The sequence below is a fragment of the Streptomyces achromogenes subsp. achromogenes genome, assembly GCF_000720835.1.
Classification (GTDB): Bacteria; Actinomycetota; Actinomycetes; order Streptomycetales; family Streptomycetaceae; genus Streptomyces; species Streptomyces achromogenes.
Genome location: NZ_JODT01000001.1, coordinates 15,795 through 31,828 on the forward strand (window position 1 = coordinate 15,795; position 16,034 = coordinate 31,828).

A 16,034-nucleotide genomic window follows, 5' to 3' on the forward strand; every position below is an offset into this window, starting at 1 on the left:
TCCCGGCTCAGGCGAAACGTCGTCGGGGCGGAGGCGAAACGTTTTCACCCCGGAACCGTTTCGCACCGTGGCCGCGTCTAGGGGGGCGTGCAGCGTCAAGGCTCCATCGGCGGCAGCGCCGCGATCCGCATCCGTGTGACGGGGGGTGTCCTCCTCGCCACGCACCTAGCCCTCGTCGCCTGGCTGATGCTGCGCCCCCTGGACGTCCCCTGGGTGATGCCCCCGAATCTGCGCCCGCTGGCCGGGATCCGGGCCGATCTGGCGCTGGGCTGGCCCGGGGCCGCCCGGCCGCTCGGCGAGGGTCTCGGGCTGCTCGCCCCGCTGGGCGTGCTGCTGCCGGCGGCGCACGGCAGGCTCACCGTCTCCCCGCTCGCCTCGCTGCTGCGGACGGCCGCGGCCGGCGCGCTGATCTCCCTGGGCATCGCCCTGTTGCAGACCGGGGTGCCGGGTCGGGTGGTGGACGTCGACTCGCTGCTGCTGAACACGGCGGGGGTCGTGCTGGCCCACCTGGCCGTCGTACCGGCGGGCCGGTCCTGGCTGCGCCGGCGGGCGGTGCGGGAACCGGGCGCGGCGGCCGGACCGGCGGTCAGCATCGCGGAGGAGCTGTCTCAGGGCCGTACCCCGACGATTCCCAGGGTCGGGATCGCACCTTAGAGTGATGCTTCGTCCTCTTCGTCCGCCTACCGTGGAAGGCAGTTGAGGAGCCCGCCCAGGGCCCCGTCACCGGCTCGGAAGCGAGCCGACGACCACGGAGGAGCCGACATGACCGCCCTTTCCCGCCCCACCCACGGCCGCGTGATCGGCGGAGTCTGCGCCGGACTGGCCCGGCGCTTCGGTACCTCGGCCACGACGATGCGGGTGATCTTCCTGGTGTCCTGCCTGCTGCCGGGCCCGCAGTTCCTGCTGTACATAGCGCTGTGGCTGCTGCTGCCGTCCGAGGACAAGGCCCGCACCGCCTGGTGAGGCACCGAGCCGCCCAACGAGCGGCGGGGCGAGCACGGTACGGGGGCGCGGCCGGACGTGCCGGAGCGCCCCGCGTGACCTGCGGTGGCCGGGGTCAGCCGAGCGGAAGCCCGTTGACCGGCGTGCCCTTCGTGGGCAGGCCCTTGACCGGCAGTCCGCCGAGCAGACCGGCGACCGGCTTGGTCGGACCCTCGGCCACGGCGCGCTCGGCGACGGGCTGCGCGGCGACCAGCCCCTTGCGGGCGACCGGCACCGCGGCGGCGACACCGCGCTTGGCCAGGGGCTTGAGCGTCTTCACCGCCCCGCTGTCGGGCAGCGAGTCCACGACCTGCCCGGGCGGCAGCAGCTTCGTGACGGTGTCCAGGGTGTGGGCGGCGTCCGGGGCGGCCGGGGCCGCGTTGGCCGCGCCCGCGCCGAGGGCGGCGACGGCGGCGCCGAGGGCGGCGACACCGAGGGTCTTGGCAGCAGACTGCTTCATGGTGCATGCGTCCTTGCGTGCGGAGACAGGGGCTCACGAACGATCTGAGCGATCCACGACCGTAAACACCGCACACCATCCGCCGCAAACACCGAAATACGGACGCCGGGGGAGATCACACCCGTTTTCCGCGCCGCCCGCCCTGCGGTGGTCGGCCCTCCGAGCGGGCGGAACCGCTGGTAGGCGCGGTCTGCCGGAACAGCCATTCGGATTCCAGCTCGGCGTATCCGGGTTTGACCACCTCGTTGATCACCGCGAGTCTTTCATCGAAAGGAATGAACGCCGATGTCATCGCATTGACGGGACCGGCGGCCGGGCCGTCCTCCACCGGATCACCTGATCGTCAGCCCGCGTCCGGGTCCCGCTGCGATGCTTTTCCGTCGATACGCAACGGTGACCCGCCGTACGGGTTTCGTCCACCGCCCCTTCTGACACTGTTCTGTCATGGGACAGCAAGCGACGCCGGTGCGAACGGCCAGGCTGGGAAAGGCGGTCGGCCCGGCGCCGGCACCGGTGTGCGGAGCGGTGCTGCTGCTCCCCGACGGCGAGGAGGCATCGACCCGCCGGCCGTCCCCCGTGCGGCCGCTCTCCCTGATCCGCTCCCTGGGCCGCGCCCTCGCCCGGGCGGGCCGCGCCGAGGGGCTGGCGGTGCACCGCGTCCAGTACCGCTACCGCGGCTGGAACGGCGGCGAGGCGCATCTGGCGGCGGACGCCGAGTGGGCCACCGAGGAGGTCGTACGCCGCTACGGCGACGTCCCCGTGTGCCTGGTCGGTGTCGACATGGGCGGCCGGGCGGCACTGCGCTCCGGCGGTCACGAGGCCGTCAACTCCGTGGTGGCGCTGGCCCCGTGGCTCCCGGAGGAGGACGTGGCCGCTCCCGCCGAACCGGTGAAGCAGCTGGTGGGCCGCCGGGTCCTGATCGCGCACGGCACGAACGACGAGCGCACCGACCCGGAACTGTCGTTCCGCTACGCGGCGCGGGCGAAGAAGGCGAACCGCGAGGTGTGCCGCTTCGAGGTGCACTCCGACGGCCACGCACTGCACGGCCACCGCTCCGAAGTCCTCGCCCTGACCACCGACTTCGTCCTGGGCGCCCTGTTCGGCCACCCCGTCTCCCGCCCGGTGGAGGACGCCCTGGCGGCTCCCCCGCCGATCGGCCTGAGGATGCCGCTGGCGGCGGGGTTCGGGCGGTCGTTGCGGCGGTAGCGCGGGGTGCGGCTCGGCGGAAACCGTGCACCGGCCGGATCGGGCCGCCGGGAGGGGCGTCGGACTCGTCCGGTTCCCCGGCCGTGCCCGTCGTACGCGACCCCCTCGACGGAAAGCATCCCGCCCGCCCCGGTCGGCCCTGCCCTGGTGGGGCGCGCGTGGGCCGCTCGGCGCGCAACCGGCGGTGCGCCGAAGGGCCGGCGCCGGCGGCAGACCGCCCGCGGCGGCCACCGCCTCTCCCCTTGGGTTTCCGCGGACGGGAATGGCCCTCAGGGAAGGAGGTTGCCCCTTCTCGAGAGCAGGAACTTCTTGAACGCCGCCACCGGTGGGGTGTCCGGGCGGTCGGCCAGCCACGCCACGCCGATCTCCCGGGCCGCGCGCGGGGCCGTGACCGTCAGTTCGACCACGCCGGGGCGGGGGACCGTCGGCGGGGGCAGCAGGGCCACGCCGAGACCGGCCGCGACCAGGCCCCGCAGGGTTTCGGCCTCCTCGCCCTCGAAGGCGACCCTCGGCCGGAAGCCCGCCTGGCGGCACAGGTCGTCGGTGATGCGGCGCAGGCCGTAGCCGGGCTCCAGGGTGACGAAGGTTTCCTCGGCCGCCTCGGCCAGACGGATGCGGCGGCGGGCGGCCAGCCGGTGGTCCGCGGGGACGACCAGGCGCAGCTTCTGCTCGTCCAGGCGGCGGGCGACCAGGTCGGGGGCGTCGGGCACCGGCGAGGTGAGGCACAGGTCCAGCTCGCCGGCGCGCAGCCGCTCCAGCATCGCCTCGCCGTAGTTCTGCACGAGGCTGAAGCGGACGCGCGGGTGGTCGGCGCGGAAGGCGTGCAGCAGGCCGGGTACGGTCTCCGCGCCCATGGTGTGCAGGAAGCCGAAGGCGACCTTGCCGGTGGCCGGGTCGGCGTCCGCGCGGACCTCCTCGGCGGCCCGTTCGATCTCGGCGAGGGCCCGCTCGGCGGAGGCGAGGAAGGTGCGGCCGGCGGTGGTCAGGGAGACCGTGCGGCCGTGCCGGGCGAACAGCTCGACGCCCAGGTCCCGTTCCAGGCGGGCCATCGCGCGCGAGAGGGTGGACTGGGGGACGTTCAGCTCCTGCGCGGCCCGGGTGACGTGCTCCGTGCGGGCCACCCCGGCGAAGTAGGCGAGGCGCGGCGCGAGCAACAGCGCCATGTCTTCTGTGTCACTGAACGGTGACAGCCGGGCCCGTGAGCTTCGCTGATGCGCCATGGGAACGATTATGGCCGTTCCATGCATTGGACGCATGAGCCGCGTGGTCCTTACGGTCGAGGCATGTCTCCCGCCAGTACCGGGGCGTCCACCAGTGTGGGCGCCGTACCGTCCGTTCCCGTCCCCGACTCCTCCGGCTCCGACACCGGCGGCTCCGACTCCCGTATGACTCCGGGCGGCCCCGGCTACCGCCGGATGAGCCTCGCCCTCTTCCTCGCCGGGGTCGCGACCTTCGCCCTGCTGTACTCCACCCAGGCGCTGCTGCCGCTGATCTCCGGGGAGTTCGGGGTGGCGGCGAGCGAGGCGAGCTGGACGGTGGCGGCGGCGACCGGCGGACTCGCGCTGTTCGTGCTGCCGATGAGCGCCCTGTCCGAGCGGTTCGGCCGCCGTACGGTGATGACGGCCTCGCTGGCCGTCGCCGTCGCCGTGGGTCTGCTGGTGCCCTTCGCGCCGTCGCTCGGCGCGCTGGTGGTGCTGCGGGGCGTGCAGGGCGCGGCGCTGGCCGGTCTGCCGGCCTCGGCCACGGCCTACCTGGCCGAGGAGGTCCGGCCGAAGGCGCTGGTCACCGCGATCGGGCTGTTCGTGGCGGGCAACAGCGTCGGCGGCATGAGCGGCCGGGTGATCACCGGCTGGGTCGCGCAGGAGTGGGGCTGGCGGATCTCCGTCGGCGTCATCGGCGTCCTGGCGGTCGCGTGCGCGGTGGCGTTCCGGCTGCTGCTGCCCGCCCCGCGCCACTTCACGCCCGGCTCGCTGCGGCCCCGGGTCCTGCTCGGCACGGTCCGCGGCCACCTCGCCGACCCGCTGCTGCGCCGCCTGTACGCGATCGGCGCGCTGTTCATGACGGTGTTCGGCGGCGTCTACACGGTGATCGGCTACCGGCTGACGGCGACGCCGTTCGGGCTGCCGCAGGGCATCGTGGGCTCGATCTTCCTGGTGTACCTGGTGGGTACGGTGTCCGCCTCGGCCGCGGGCCGGCTGGTGGGCCGGTTCGGCCGCCGGGGCGCGCTGTACCTGGCGGGCGGTACGACCGCGGCGGGCCTGCTGCTGTCGCTCGCCGCGTCGCTGCCGCTGGTCCTGCTGGGGCTGGTGCTGATCACGGCGGGCTTCTTCGCCGGGCACGCGGTGGCCTCCTCGGCGGTCGGCAAGACGGCCACGCACGGCCGCGCCCAGGCTTCGGCGCTGTACCAGTCCGCGTACTACATCGGCTCCAGCGTGGGCAGCACGGTCGGCGCGCTGGCCTTCCGCACGGGCGGCTGGGCGGGCACGGTCGGCGTCGGCCTGCTGGCGGTGGCGGGCGTGGTGGCGATCACGGTGCTCGGTTCCGTGGCGGCGCGGCGGGCGGTGGCGCGCCCCGGGCGGGCTTCCGTACGGGCCGCGGCGCACTGAGACCGCCCCCCGCTGTGACCTCCGGGCACTGACGCCTCCGGGCACCGGGCGGCCCCCGCGCACCGGGCATTTTCCGACTCCGGCGGTCATTGTCGGTGGGCTGCGGTAGCTTCCGAGGTGCTGGGGCGCGACGGTGCGCCACCGGGACGGCCGCAGGGGTGGGTGGACGATGGGCAACGGAACGGCGACGGCGGACCTCGATGTCGCGCTGGAGAAGCACCGGACCGAGCTGACGGGGTACTGCTACCGGATGCTCGGGTCCTCCTTCGAGGCCGAGGACGCGGTGCAGGACACCCTGGTGCGGGCCTGGCGGAACTACGAGAAGTTCGAGGGCCGTTCCTCGCTCAGGTCGTGGCTGTACCGGATCGCGACGAACGTGTGCCTGGACATGCTGTCGGCGGGCAACAAGCGGGCCCGGCCGATGGATCTGTCGGAGGCCACCCCGCTCGCGCAGGCGGCGCTCAACCCGCGCCCGGACCACACCTGGCTGGAGCCGATGCCGGACGCGCGGGTGCTGCCGGCCGTGGCGGACCCGGCGGAGGCGGCGGTCGCCAAGGAGTCGGTGCGGCTCGCCTTCATGGCGGCGCTCCAGCAGCTGCCGCCCAAGCAGCGGGCGGTGCTGATCCTGCGCGAGGTGCTGGCGTGGAAGGCGAGCGAGGTGGCCGAGCTGCTGGAGACCTCGGTGGCCTCGGTGAACAGCGCCTTGCAGCGGGCCCGGGCCACGCTCGCGGAGCGGTCGGACGCGGGGGCCGAGGGGGCGGTGTCCGATCCGCTGGACGAGGAGCAGCAGAGGCTGCTGGAGCGGTACGTCAAGGCGTTCGAGGGCTACGACATGACGGCGCTGACGGCGCTGCTGCACGAGGACGCCATCATGACGATGCCGCCGTTCGACCTGTGGCTGCGCGGCACGGCCGACATCACCGGCTTCATGCTGACCATCGGCGCCTCCTGCGCCGGGTCCCGGCTGGTGCCGGTCCAGGCCAACGGCCTGCCGGCGTTCGCGCACTACAAGCCGGACCCGGAGAACGGCGGGTTCACGCCGTGGGCGGTGCAGGTGCTGGAGATCTCAGCCGGCCGGATCACCGGTTTCCACTGCTTCCTCGACACCCAGCGGTGGTTCCCGCTGTTCGACCTGCCCCTCCGTCTGGAGGCGGAGGCCGACCAGGCCCAGCAGGGCGACTAGCGCGGGACCGGCGTCCCGCAGCCGTATCCGCCCGCCGGCCCGGCGGGCGGTCAGCTCCAGCCGGGCGAGCAGATCGACGGCGGCCAGCCCCGGCGGCCCGAGCCCGCCCACATCACACACCACCACCCCGCCCGCCCCGCCCGCGAGCGCTTCCCGCACCCGGGCACACCACCCCGCCACCTCACCGGGACGGACGGGACCGCTCAGCACGAGCACGGCGACGGGCGTCTTGGCATCCACGTGCGGATAGACCGCCGGGGCGGCCGGAACTCATCGCGGGTGGGCCACCGCGACCGGGAATGCCGAACGGGACCGGTGCAGGTCCACCGGTCCCGTTCACCCGCATGGGGAAACCGCAGGTCAGGCGATGCGCTCCAGGACCACGGGGGTGGGCTCGAAGGCGGTGCCCGGGGCCGCGATGTCGTAGGAGTCCGTCACGGCCTGGAGGGCGTACTCGAAGCGTTCGGGGGTGTCGGTGTGGAGGGTGAGGAGGGGCTGGCCCTCGGTCACCCGGTCGCCGGGCCTGGCGTGGAGTTCGACGCCGGCCGCCGCCTGCACCGGGTCCTCCTTGCGGGCGCGGCCGGCGCCCAGGCGCCAGGCGGCGATGCCGATGTCGTAGGCGTCGAGGCGGGTCAGGACGCCGGTGGCGGGGGCCTTCACCACGTGCTGTTCCTTCGACGTGGGCAGCGGGGCGTCCGGGTCGCCGCCCTGGGCCGCGATCATCCGGCGCCAGACGTCCATCGCCGAGCCGTCGGCCAGCGCCTTCGCCGGGTCGGCGTCCTTCAGCCCGGCGGCGTCCAGCATCTCGCGGGCCAGCGCGAGCGTCAGTTCCACGACGTCCGCCGGGCCGCCGCCCGCCAGCACCTCCACGGACTCGCGGACCTCCAGGGCGTTGCCCGCCGTCAGGCCCAGCGGGGTGGACATGTCGGTGAGCAGCGCGACCGTCTTCACCCCGTGATCGGTGCCGAGGCCGACCATCGTGGACGCCAGTTCGCGGGCGTCCTCGATCGTCTTCATGAAGGCGCCCGAGCCCACCTTGACGTCCAGGACCAGCGAGCCGGTGCCCTCGGCGATCTTCTTGGACATGATGGAGGAGGCGATCAGCGGGATGGCCTCGACGGTGCCGGTGACGTCCCGCAGCGCGTAGAGCTTCTTGTCGGCGGGGGCCAGGCCGTCGCCCGCCGCGCAGATCACAGCGCCGGTGGTGTCCAGGACGTCCAGCATCTCCTCGTTGGAGAGCAGGGCGCGCCAGCCGGGGATGGACTCCAGCTTGTCCAGGGTGCCGCCGGTGTGGCCGAGGCCCCGGCCGGAGAGCTGGGGCACGGCCGCCCCGCAGGCCGCGACGAGCGGGGCCAGCGGCAGGGTGATCTTGTCGCCGACGCCGCCGGTGGAGTGCTTGTCGGCCGTCGGGCGGGACAGCGAGGAGAAGTCCATGCGCTCGCCGGAGGCGATCATGGCCGCGGTCCAGCGGGCGATCTCGCGGCGGTTCATGCCGTTCAGCAGGATCGCCATGGCGAGCGCGGACATCTGCTCGTCGGCGACCTCGCCGCGGGTGTACGCGTCGATGACCCAGTCGATCTGCTGGTCGGTCAGCTCGCCGCGGTCCCGCTTGGTGCGGATGACGGAGATGGCGTCCATGGCCATGGCTGGGGCTTCCTTCCGGGAGGTGCGAAGTGTGCGGCCCCCCTGCGAACGGTGCAGGGGGGCCGTACGGCGTTACTGGGTGAGATGGTCCGGGCCGAAGGCCTGGGGCAGCATCTCGGCGAGCGTCAGGACGCCCGCGGGGGTGTCCAGCAGCAGGTCCGGGCCGCCGAACTCGTACAGCAGCTGGCGGCAGCGGCCGCACGGGACCAGCAGGGCGCCGGCGCCGTCGACGCAGGTGAAGTGCGTCAGCCGGCCGCCGCCGGTGCGCTGGAGCTCGGAGACCAGGCCGCACTCGGCGCACAGGCCGAGGCCGTAGGAGGCGTTCTCCACGTTGCAGCCGGTGACCGTGCGGCCGTCGTCGACCAGGGCCGCGACCCCGACCGGGTAGCCCGAGTAGGGGGCGTAGGCGTGGGACATGGCCTCCCGCGCCCGGGCGCGCAGCGGCTCCCAGTCGAAGGCGGCGTCGTCCCGGGTCACTTGCCCTGGCCCTTCCGGTAGCGCATGCCGTCCGCCTTGGGCATCCGCAGCCGCTGCGCGGACAGCGAGAGCACCAGCAGCGTGACGACGTACGGGGTGGCGCCCACGAAGTCGCTCGGGACCTCGTCGGTGAGCAGGTACCAGACCAGCACCAGCACGGCCATGACGGCACTGACCACGCCCTGGACCACGGCCTTCTTGTACAGCTTCCAGCCGGCCAGCAGCGCCAGCAGGACGACCAGGAGCAGCAGCAGCGCGTGCACGGTGACACCGCCGTTGCGCAGCTGGAGGGCGTCGGAGTAGCCGAACAGGCCCGCGCCCATGGCCAGCCCGCCGGGCCGCCAGTTGCCGAAGATCATGGCGGCGAGACCGATGTAGCCGCGGCCCGCGGTCTGGCCCTCCAGGTAGGTGTGCGAGGTGACCAGCGCGAGGAAGGCGCCGCCGAGGCCGGCCAGGCCGCCGGAGACGGCGACGGCCGCGTACTTGTACTGGTAGACGTTGACGCCGAGGGACTCCGCGGCGACCGGGTTCTCACCGCAGGAGCGCAGCCGCAGGCCGAACGGGGTGCGCCACAGCAGCCACCAGCTGCCGACGAACAGCAGCACGGCCACGATCGTGATCACGGACAGGTTGGTGACCAGCCCGCCGACGATGCCGGCGAGGTCGGAGACCAGGAACCAGTGGTGCTTCTCAAGAGAGGCGAGGCCGTCGGACAGACCGGGGACGGTGATGTCGGGCAGCGAGTCCGCGGGCGGGGACTGCTTGGGGTTGCCGCCCTCCTGCGCCGCCGAGCCGTCGGCGAAGAACAGCTTGGCGAGGTACTGGGTGGCACCGAGCGCGAGCAGGTTGACGGCGACACCGGAGACGATGTGGTCGACGCCGAAGGTGATGGTGGCGACGGCGTGCACCAGGCCGCCGAGGACACCGAAGCCGATGCCGCACAGCAGGCCGAGCCAGGGGCTGGACTGCCAGCCGACCCAGCCGGCGCCGAAGGTGCCGAGGATCATCATGCCTTCGAGGCCGATGTTGACCACGCCGGCCCGCTCGGACCACAGGCCCGCGAGCCCGGCGAGGCCGATCGGCACGGCGAGGCCGAGCGCGGCGGCGACCTGGCCGGAGGAGTCCAGCTGGTTGGAGTCGGTGATCATCCGGACGGCCGCGAGGAGCAGCAGGGCGCCGGCGACGATCATGAGGACCTGGCCGAGGGAGCGGCCCGAGCGCTGGGGCGCGCCGGGTGCCTTGGGCGCCGCGGGCGGCGGCGTGTCGGTCATCGTGGCAGTCATCACGCCACCTCCTGCTTCTTCGTCGGGGCGGCGGCCTGGGCGGCGAGTTCCGCGCCGACCCGCTGCTGCTGGCGCTTGAGGCCGTAGCGCCGGACGACCTCGTAGGCGATCACGACGCACAGGACGATGACGCCCTGGATCACGCCGAGGATCTCCTTGTCGTAGCCCTGGAACTCCAGGTGGTTGGTGGTGCGCTCCAGGAAGCCCCAGAGCAGGGCGCCGAGCGCGATGCCGATCGGGTTGTTGCGGCCGAGCAGCGCGATGGCGATGCCGGTGAAGCCGATGCCGGTGGGGAAGCTGTTGTCGTACTGGTGGCTCTCGTTCAGCAGCGTGGGCATGCCGATCAGACCGGCCACCGCACCCGAGATGATCATGCTGGTGGCGACCATCTTCTTCACCGACACACCGCTCGCGGCGGCCGCGCTCTCGGACTGGCCGACGGTGCGCAGGTCGAAGCCGAACCGGGTGCGGCCGAGCACGAACCAGTAGGCGAGGCCGACGATCACGGCGACGACGATGAAGCCGTCCAGCACACCGGCCGGGCCGGTGTCGATGCTGAAGAAGAACGAGGACGACGGCAGCGGCTCGGTGGAGACCAGGGTGCCGCCCTGCTGGAGTTCGCCGAGCCGCTCGGGCTGGAGCAGATAGCCGATGACGGCGGTGGCGATGGAGTTCAGCATGATGGTCGCGATGACCTCGCTGACGCCCCGGGTCACCTTCAGCACACCGGCGATGGCCGCCCACAGGGCGCCGGTCGCCATGGCGCAGATCATGATCAGCGGGATGGCGATCCAGCCGGGCACGGCCAGCGCGCCGCCGAGGACGGCGGCGATGAACGCGGCGAGCCGGTACTGGCCGTCGACACCGATGTTGAACAGGTTCATCCGGAAGCCGACGGCGACCGCGATACCGGCGAGGTAGTACGTGGTGGCCTTGTTCAGGATGTAGACCTGGCTGTCGCTGGCGAAGCCGTAGCTCATCATGTCGCTGAACGCGGCGCCGGGGTTCTTGCCGGTCGCGAGGATCACCAGGGCGGTGACGACGAGCGCGGCGACGACCGCCAGCAGCGGCGCGGCGATGCCGAGGGCCAGCCGCTCCTTGTCGATGCGTGAGGTCAGCTTGTTCATCGCTCGTCGTCCTCTGTGTGCTCCAGGTGGCCGGTGGCCGCACCCGTCATGGCGGAGCCCAGCTCTTCGGGGGTGATGGTGGCGGGGTCGGCGTCGGCGACCAGGCGGCCCCGGTACATCACCCGCAGGGTGTCGGACAGGCCGATCAGCTCGTCCAGGTCGGCGGAGATCAGCAGGACGGCCAGGCCCTCGCGGCGGGCCTCGCGGATGTAGTCCCAGATGGCCGCCTGGGCGCCGACGTCCACACCGCGGGTGGGGTGGGCGGCGATCAGCAGCTTGGGGTGGTGGCTCATCTCGCGGCCGACGATCAGCTTCTGCTGGTTGCCGCCGGACAGCGAGGCCGCGGTCACGTCGATGCCGGGGGTGCGGACGTCGTACGACTTGACGATCCGCTCGGTGTCGGCGCGGGCCGCCTTGATGTCGAGCAGCGCGCCGCGCGAGTTGGGCTTCTCGCTGACGTGGCCGAGGATGCGGTTCTCCCACAGCGGGGCTTCCAGCAGCAGGCCGTGGCGGTGGCGGTCCTCGGGGATGTAGCCGATGCCGGCCAGGCGGCGGTCGCGGGTGGCGGCGCCGGAGATGTCGGCGCCGTCGAGCGTGATGACGCCCGCGTCGGGCTGCCGCATGCCCATGATCGCCTCGACCAGCTCGGACTGGCCGTTGCCCTCCACGCCGGCGATGCCGAGGACCTCGCCCTTGTGGATGGTGAAGGAGATCTCGTCGAGGATGACCCGCTCGATGCCGTCGAGGCCGGTCTGCGTCAGGTGGACGCCGTCCAGCGTGAGCATCGGGACGTCCGTGACGGTGGACTCCTCGGTGTCCGGGCTGGGCAGCTCGCTGCCGACCATCAGCTCGGCCAGCTGCCTGGGGGTGGTGGTGCGCGGGTCGGCGGTGCCGACGGTGGTGCCGCGCCGGATGACGGTGATCTCGTCGGCGACCGACAGCACCTCGCCCAGCTTGTGGGAGATGAAGATGACGGTGAGGCCCTCGGCCTTCAGCTCGCGCAGGTTGTCGAAGAGCGCGTCGACCTCCTGCGGCACGAGCACGGCGGTCGGCTCGTCGAGGATGAGGGTGCGGGCGCCGCGGTAGAGGACCTTGAGGATCTCCACGCGCTGGCGGTCGGCGACGCCCAGCTCCTCCACGAGGACGTCGGGCCGGACGTTCAGGCTGTACGCGTCCGAGATCTCCTTGATCCTGGCGCGGGCCCGGCCCCCGATGCCGTGCAGCTTCTCCGCGCCGAGGACGACGTTCTCCAGCACGGTGAGGTTGTCGGCGAGCATGAAGTGCTGGTGCACCATGCCGATGCCGCGGGCGATGGCGTCGCCGGGGTTGTGCAGGACGACCTGCTCGCCGTTGACCGTGATGGTGCCCTCGTCCGGCTGCTGCATGCCGTAGAGGATCTTCATCAGGGTGGACTTGCCGGCACCGTTCTCACCGCACAGGGCGTGGACGGTGCCCGTGCGTACGGTGATGTCGATGTCGCGGTTGGCGACGACGCCGGGGAAACGCTTGGTGATGCCGCGCAGTTCGACGGCAGCGGGCGGGCTGGACGCGTTGATGGCGCACTCTCCTCGGGGAAAGAGGCTGCGGGGAGGGGGCAGGCGTCGGCGACGCTAGCGCGGCAACTCCGCGCTACACGCGTAGAGTTGACACATTGTTATGGCTCGGCGAGGGGGCTGGGGAGGCCCCCGCGCCGAGCCGGGGTCCGAGCGGACCCATCAGGTCACGGGGTGGTCTTGACCTTGATGGAGCCGTCGACGATCTTCTTCTTCGCCGCGTCCAGCTTGGCCTGGATGTCGTCGATGAAGCCGCCGCTCGGGGACAGCTTCACGCCGTCCTGGGCGAGCGCGTAGGTGTGGGTGCCGCTCAGCGGCTTGCCGTCGTGGACCGACTTGACGAAGTCGTACACGCCGAGGTCGACGTTCTTGACCATCGAGGTCAGGATCGAGTTCTTGTACTTGGCCAGACCCGGGACGTTGTACTGGTCCGAGTCCACGCCGATCGCCCAGGCGCCCTTCTTGCCCGCGACGGCCTCGATGGCGCCGTTGCCGGAGGAGCCGGCCGCCGTGTAGACGACGTCGGCGCCGTTGTCCAGCATGCCCTGCGCGGCCTCCTTGCCCTTGTCGGGGCTGGCGAAGCCGGAGGTGTCCGAGCCGTGCGACAGGTACTGGGTGTCGACCTTGATCTTCGGGTCGGTGTCCTTGACGCCCTGGACGTAGCCCGCCTCGAACTTCTTGATCAGCGGGACGTCGACACCGCCGATGAAGCCGACGTGCTTCGACTTGCTCTTCAGCGCGGCGGCGACACCGGCCAGGTAGGAGCCCTGCTCCTCGGTGAAGGTGATGCTGTCGACGTTGGTGCCGTTCACGACCGAGTCGACGATGCCGAAGCTGGTCTTCGGGTACCTCGCGGCGACCTTGGTCATGGAGGCGGCGTAGGCGTAACCGATGCCGACGATCGGGTTGTAGCCGGCCTCCGCGAGGTCCGACAGGCGCTGCTCGCGGTCGGCCTCGGTGTCGGAGGTCTTGGCGGTCAGCTCCTTGATCTCGCCGCCGAACTCCGTCTTCGCCTTGTCGGCACCGCGCGCGGCGGAGTCGTTGAAGGAGCGGTCGCCACGGCCGCCGACGTCGAAGGCGAGGCCGACCTTGACCCCCTTGCCGCCACCGGAGGACGGGGAGGACTCCTTCTCGGAGGAGGTGCTGCCACAGGCAGTGGCAGTCACGGCGAGAGCTGCGGACGCGATACACGCAGCAGAAAGCTTGGCTACCCGGCGCACGGGAAGGCTCCTTCACCTGACCTGAGCGCCATGTCGGCGCTTGATGGGAGCACCTTGTCAGCGCTCCGGCCGAGTCGCCCCTTCGGCGTCGGCTTCGCGGCATCGTAACGCGCGTAGATGTCGCAAAAAACCCTCTCGGGAAGCCGTTATCGATTCGAGGCAAACACCGTCTGAACTCGGACTCCGGGTCGTATACGGGCCGCGTCGCCGTCCGTGTGCGAATGGCTTGCGTCCGTGTTGCGCCGCAGGGGGGAACGGCCCCGGGGACCCTCCGCCGGGGGCCGTGACACTACGGTCCTCCCGTCACCTCTCCGCCGTGGCCGCGTCCAGGAAGGCGGCGGCGGTGAACATCTCGACGCCCACCTTGATGGCGTGCTCGTCGGCGTCGAAGTCGCCCTGGTGCAGGTCACGGACCCGGTGCTCGCCGGGCCGGCGCACGCCGAGCCGGGCCAGCGCGCCCGGCACGTGCTCCAGGTACCAGGAGAAGTCCTCGCCGCCGAGGCTCTGCTGGGTGGTCTCCACCGACTTGGTGCCGCACCGGGCGACCATGGCCCGGTGCAGCAGCTCGGTGGACTGCCGGTCGTTGACGACCGGGGGCACCCCGCGTACGTAGGTGATCTCGGACTTGGCCCGGTGCATGGTGGCGACCTCGTCGATGGCCGCGTGCACGATGTCGGGGGCGTGCCGCCAGGTCTCCAGGTCCAGGCAGCGCACGGTTCCGGACAGCTCCGCGTGCTGCGGGACCACGTTCGGCGCGTGCCCGGACTCGATCCGGCCCCAGGTGAGGGCGAGCCCGACGCGGGTGTCGACCCGGCGGGCGATCAGCGCGGGCACGTCGACGGCGACCCGGGCGGCGGCGGTGACCAGGTCGGTGGTCAGGTGCGGCCGGGCGGTGTGCCCGCCGGGGCCGTCGAGCGCGACCTCCAGGCAGTCGCAGGCGCTGGTGATCGCCCCGGTCCGCAGTCCGATCTTCCCGGCCTCCACCCTCGGGTCGCAGTGCACCGCGAGGATCCGGCCGACGTCGGTCAGCACGCCGTCGGCGATGGAGGACAGGGCGCCGCCGGGCAGCACCTCCTCGGCGGGCTGGAAGACCAGCCGCACCGGGCGCGGCAGCAGGCCCTTGGCGTGCAGGTCGGCGAGGACCAGCCCGGCGCCGAGGACGACGGTGGTGTGCACGTCGTGACCGCAGGCGTGCGCGCGGTCGGGCACGGTCGAGCGGTACGGGCAGCCGTCCTTGGTGTCCGGGATGGGCAGCGCGTCGATGTCGGCGCGCAGCGCGAGCAGCGGTTCCCCGGGCCGCTCGCCCTCCGTGAGCCCGATGTCGCAGACGAGCCCGGTCCCGGAAGCGAGCACCCGGGGCCTCAGGCCGGCCCGTTCCAGCCGCTCCTTGATGGCGGCGGTCGTACGGAACTCCTGGTTGCCCAGTTCGGGGTGCATGTGCAAGTCGCGCCGGAAGGCGACGAGTTCGGCGTGCAGGGACTCGCTCAGCACGCCGGGGAGCACATCCCCCGAAAGGCCGGACTCGGACTCTTGCGACATCAATTGCTTCACCCTCTGAAGGGTAGGACGCCCGCTGATCAACTACCCCCGGAATGACGAAAGTTCAGTCCGTTAGGGGACGTAAATCTGACCGGCGGACGCATGGCTGCGGACTTTGGCGGGTAAACCCTCTGTTTCTCTCCTTCCACGCATACCACGCCTCGACGGGATCACGCGCGCCGTATCCAGGAACCGGACCCGGGGCATCCGGCTGGGACCGGTCGGCTAGAAGTGCTCGACCTGCTGCCCCTCCGGGACCTGGTAGCAGCCGGAGACGACATCGACGCTCAGCATCGGCGGGTTGTCCTTCGCCATCTGGGTGATACGCACGCTGGCCTTCTTCGCGTCGTTGTCAGCCGTGAGCCTCAGGTTCTTGTTTCTGCTGGTGTCCGGCCCGTACGCGACGATCTTCCAGCCGTGCTTCGGCAGCGCCTCCCTGAGCCGTTGCATGGCTGTCTCAAGGTCGCCGGGGGACGCCGGGGTGAAGCTCCATGGATGGAGAACCCGGAAGTACTTTTCCGGATCCTTGCCGGAACACTCCGTCACCGTCGCGCGACTGTCGGACGTCTTGCCCTTGACACCGATCAGGTCGTAGATACCGCTGGAAACAGCTTCCACCTTGTCCGCGGCGTCACTCGACGTGCTCGTGCCGGCGGAGGGGGTGTCGGAACCGTTGTCGGTCATGTCGCATCCGGTGAGGGTGATGAGCGCGAGGGGCATGGCGACCGCGAGGACGCCCAGCTTGATCTTCACGT

Annotated in this window: 16 protein-coding genes and 1 pseudogene; 5 read left to right on the top strand and 12 right to left on the bottom strand. The window is 71.9% G+C overall.

Annotation, left to right across the window (positions count from 1 at the left end):
* Positions 1-87: 87 nt before the first annotated feature.
* A complete protein-coding gene (locus IH25_RS0100085; RefSeq protein WP_030600683.1) occupies positions 88-654 on the top strand; it encodes a VanZ family protein in 567 nt (188 codons plus the stop codon).
* Positions 655-762: 108 nt separating this feature from the next.
* Positions 763-963: a PspC domain-containing protein gene (locus tag IH25_RS0100090; protein ID WP_014674578.1), complete on the top strand. Its 201-nt coding sequence runs from the start codon at positions 763-765 to the stop codon at positions 961-963.
* A gap of 94 nt (positions 964-1,057) precedes the next feature.
* Here the strand turns inward: IH25_RS0100090 and IH25_RS0100095 are convergent, their stop codons facing one another.
* Together IH25_RS0100095 and IH25_RS38885 are read right to left on the bottom strand one after the other, a co-directional pair.
* Positions 1,058-1,441, bottom strand: coding sequence for a hypothetical protein (locus IH25_RS0100095; RefSeq protein ID WP_030600689.1), 384 nt, complete (start codon positions 1,439-1,441; stop codon positions 1,058-1,060).
* A gap of 115 nt (positions 1,442-1,556) precedes the next feature.
* Positions 1,557-1,742 (bottom strand): annotated as a pseudogene (locus tag IH25_RS38885) (hypothetical protein); the annotation flags it as partial.
* A gap of 143 nt (positions 1,743-1,885) precedes the next feature.
* On the opposite strand from IH25_RS38885, the gene IH25_RS0100100 reads away from it, so the two are divergent.
* Positions 1,886-2,647 carry a dienelactone hydrolase family protein gene (locus IH25_RS0100100; RefSeq protein ID WP_030600692.1) on the top strand — a complete coding sequence of 254 codons (762 nt, stop codon included), beginning with the start codon at positions 1,886-1,888 and terminating at the stop codon, positions 2,645-2,647.
* A gap of 269 nt (positions 2,648-2,916) precedes the next feature.
* On the opposite strand, the gene IH25_RS0100105 is transcribed toward IH25_RS0100100, so the two are convergent.
* Positions 2,917-3,867, bottom strand: a complete 951-nt coding sequence (locus tag IH25_RS0100105) for a LysR family transcriptional regulator (protein WP_037654045.1) — start codon at positions 3,865-3,867, stop codon at positions 2,917-2,919.
* 63 nt (positions 3,868-3,930) lie between these two features.
* On the opposite strand from IH25_RS0100105, the gene IH25_RS0100110 reads away from it, so the two are divergent.
* Together IH25_RS0100110 and IH25_RS0100115 are read left to right on the top strand one after the other, a co-directional pair.
* Positions 3,931-5,253: an MFS transporter gene (locus IH25_RS0100110; RefSeq protein WP_030600700.1), complete on the top strand. Its 1,323-nt coding sequence runs from the start codon at positions 3,931-3,933 to the stop codon at positions 5,251-5,253.
* A gap of 169 nt (positions 5,254-5,422) precedes the next feature.
* Positions 5,423-6,436, top strand: a complete 1,014-nt coding sequence (locus IH25_RS0100115; protein WP_030600704.1) for a sigma-70 family RNA polymerase sigma factor — start codon at positions 5,423-5,425, stop codon at positions 6,434-6,436.
* On the opposite strand, the gene IH25_RS38890 is transcribed toward IH25_RS0100115, so the two are convergent.
* The 9 genes from IH25_RS38890 to IH25_RS0100155 form a co-directional block, all read right to left on the bottom strand.
* Complete coding sequence (locus tag IH25_RS38890; protein ID WP_157846915.1) at positions 6,320-6,676, bottom strand: STAS domain-containing protein; 357 nt, start codon at positions 6,674-6,676, stop codon at positions 6,320-6,322. The two genes, IH25_RS0100115 and IH25_RS38890, sit on opposite strands and share 117 nt — an antisense overlap.
* Before the next feature lie 120 nt (positions 6,677-6,796).
* Complete coding sequence (locus IH25_RS0100120) at positions 6,797-8,080, bottom strand: thymidine phosphorylase (protein WP_030600705.1); 1,284 nt, start codon at positions 8,078-8,080, stop codon at positions 6,797-6,799.
* 72 nt (positions 8,081-8,152) lie between these two features.
* Positions 8,153-8,557: a cytidine deaminase gene (locus IH25_RS0100125; protein WP_030600709.1), complete on the bottom strand. Its 405-nt coding sequence runs from the start codon at positions 8,555-8,557 to the stop codon at positions 8,153-8,155.
* Complete coding sequence (locus IH25_RS0100130) at positions 8,554-9,840, bottom strand: ABC transporter permease (RefSeq protein ID WP_030600714.1); 1,287 nt, start codon at positions 9,838-9,840, stop codon at positions 8,554-8,556. The genes IH25_RS0100125 and IH25_RS0100130 overlap by 4 nt, the downstream gene beginning before the upstream one ends.
* A complete protein-coding gene (locus IH25_RS0100135) occupies positions 9,840-10,967 on the bottom strand; it encodes an ABC transporter permease (protein WP_030600717.1) in 1,128 nt (375 codons plus the stop codon). Before IH25_RS0100135 ends, IH25_RS0100130 begins: the two co-directional genes overlap by 1 nt.
* Positions 10,964-12,490 (bottom strand): ABC transporter ATP-binding protein, encoded by a 1,527-nt coding sequence (locus tag IH25_RS0100140; protein ID WP_107058290.1) that lies wholly within the window; start codon positions 12,488-12,490, stop codon positions 10,964-10,966. Before IH25_RS0100140 ends, IH25_RS0100135 begins: the two co-directional genes overlap by 4 nt.
* Positions 12,491-12,687: 197 nt before the next feature.
* The gene (locus IH25_RS0100145; protein ID WP_030600722.1) at positions 12,688-13,740 is read right to left on the bottom strand and encodes a BMP family lipoprotein; all 1,053 of its coding nucleotides are present in this window, start codon (positions 13,738-13,740) and stop codon (positions 12,688-12,690) included.
* 303 nt (positions 13,741-14,043) lie between these two features.
* On the bottom strand, positions 14,044-15,279 hold the full coding sequence (locus IH25_RS0100150) for an amidohydrolase (RefSeq protein WP_030600725.1): 1,236 nt from the start codon (positions 15,277-15,279) through the stop codon (positions 14,044-14,046).
* 225 nt (positions 15,280-15,504) lie between these two features.
* The gene (locus IH25_RS0100155) at positions 15,505-16,032 is read right to left on the bottom strand and encodes a hypothetical protein (RefSeq protein WP_030600730.1); all 528 of its coding nucleotides are present in this window, start codon (positions 16,030-16,032) and stop codon (positions 15,505-15,507) included.
* Positions 16,033-16,034: the final 2 nt, after the last annotated feature.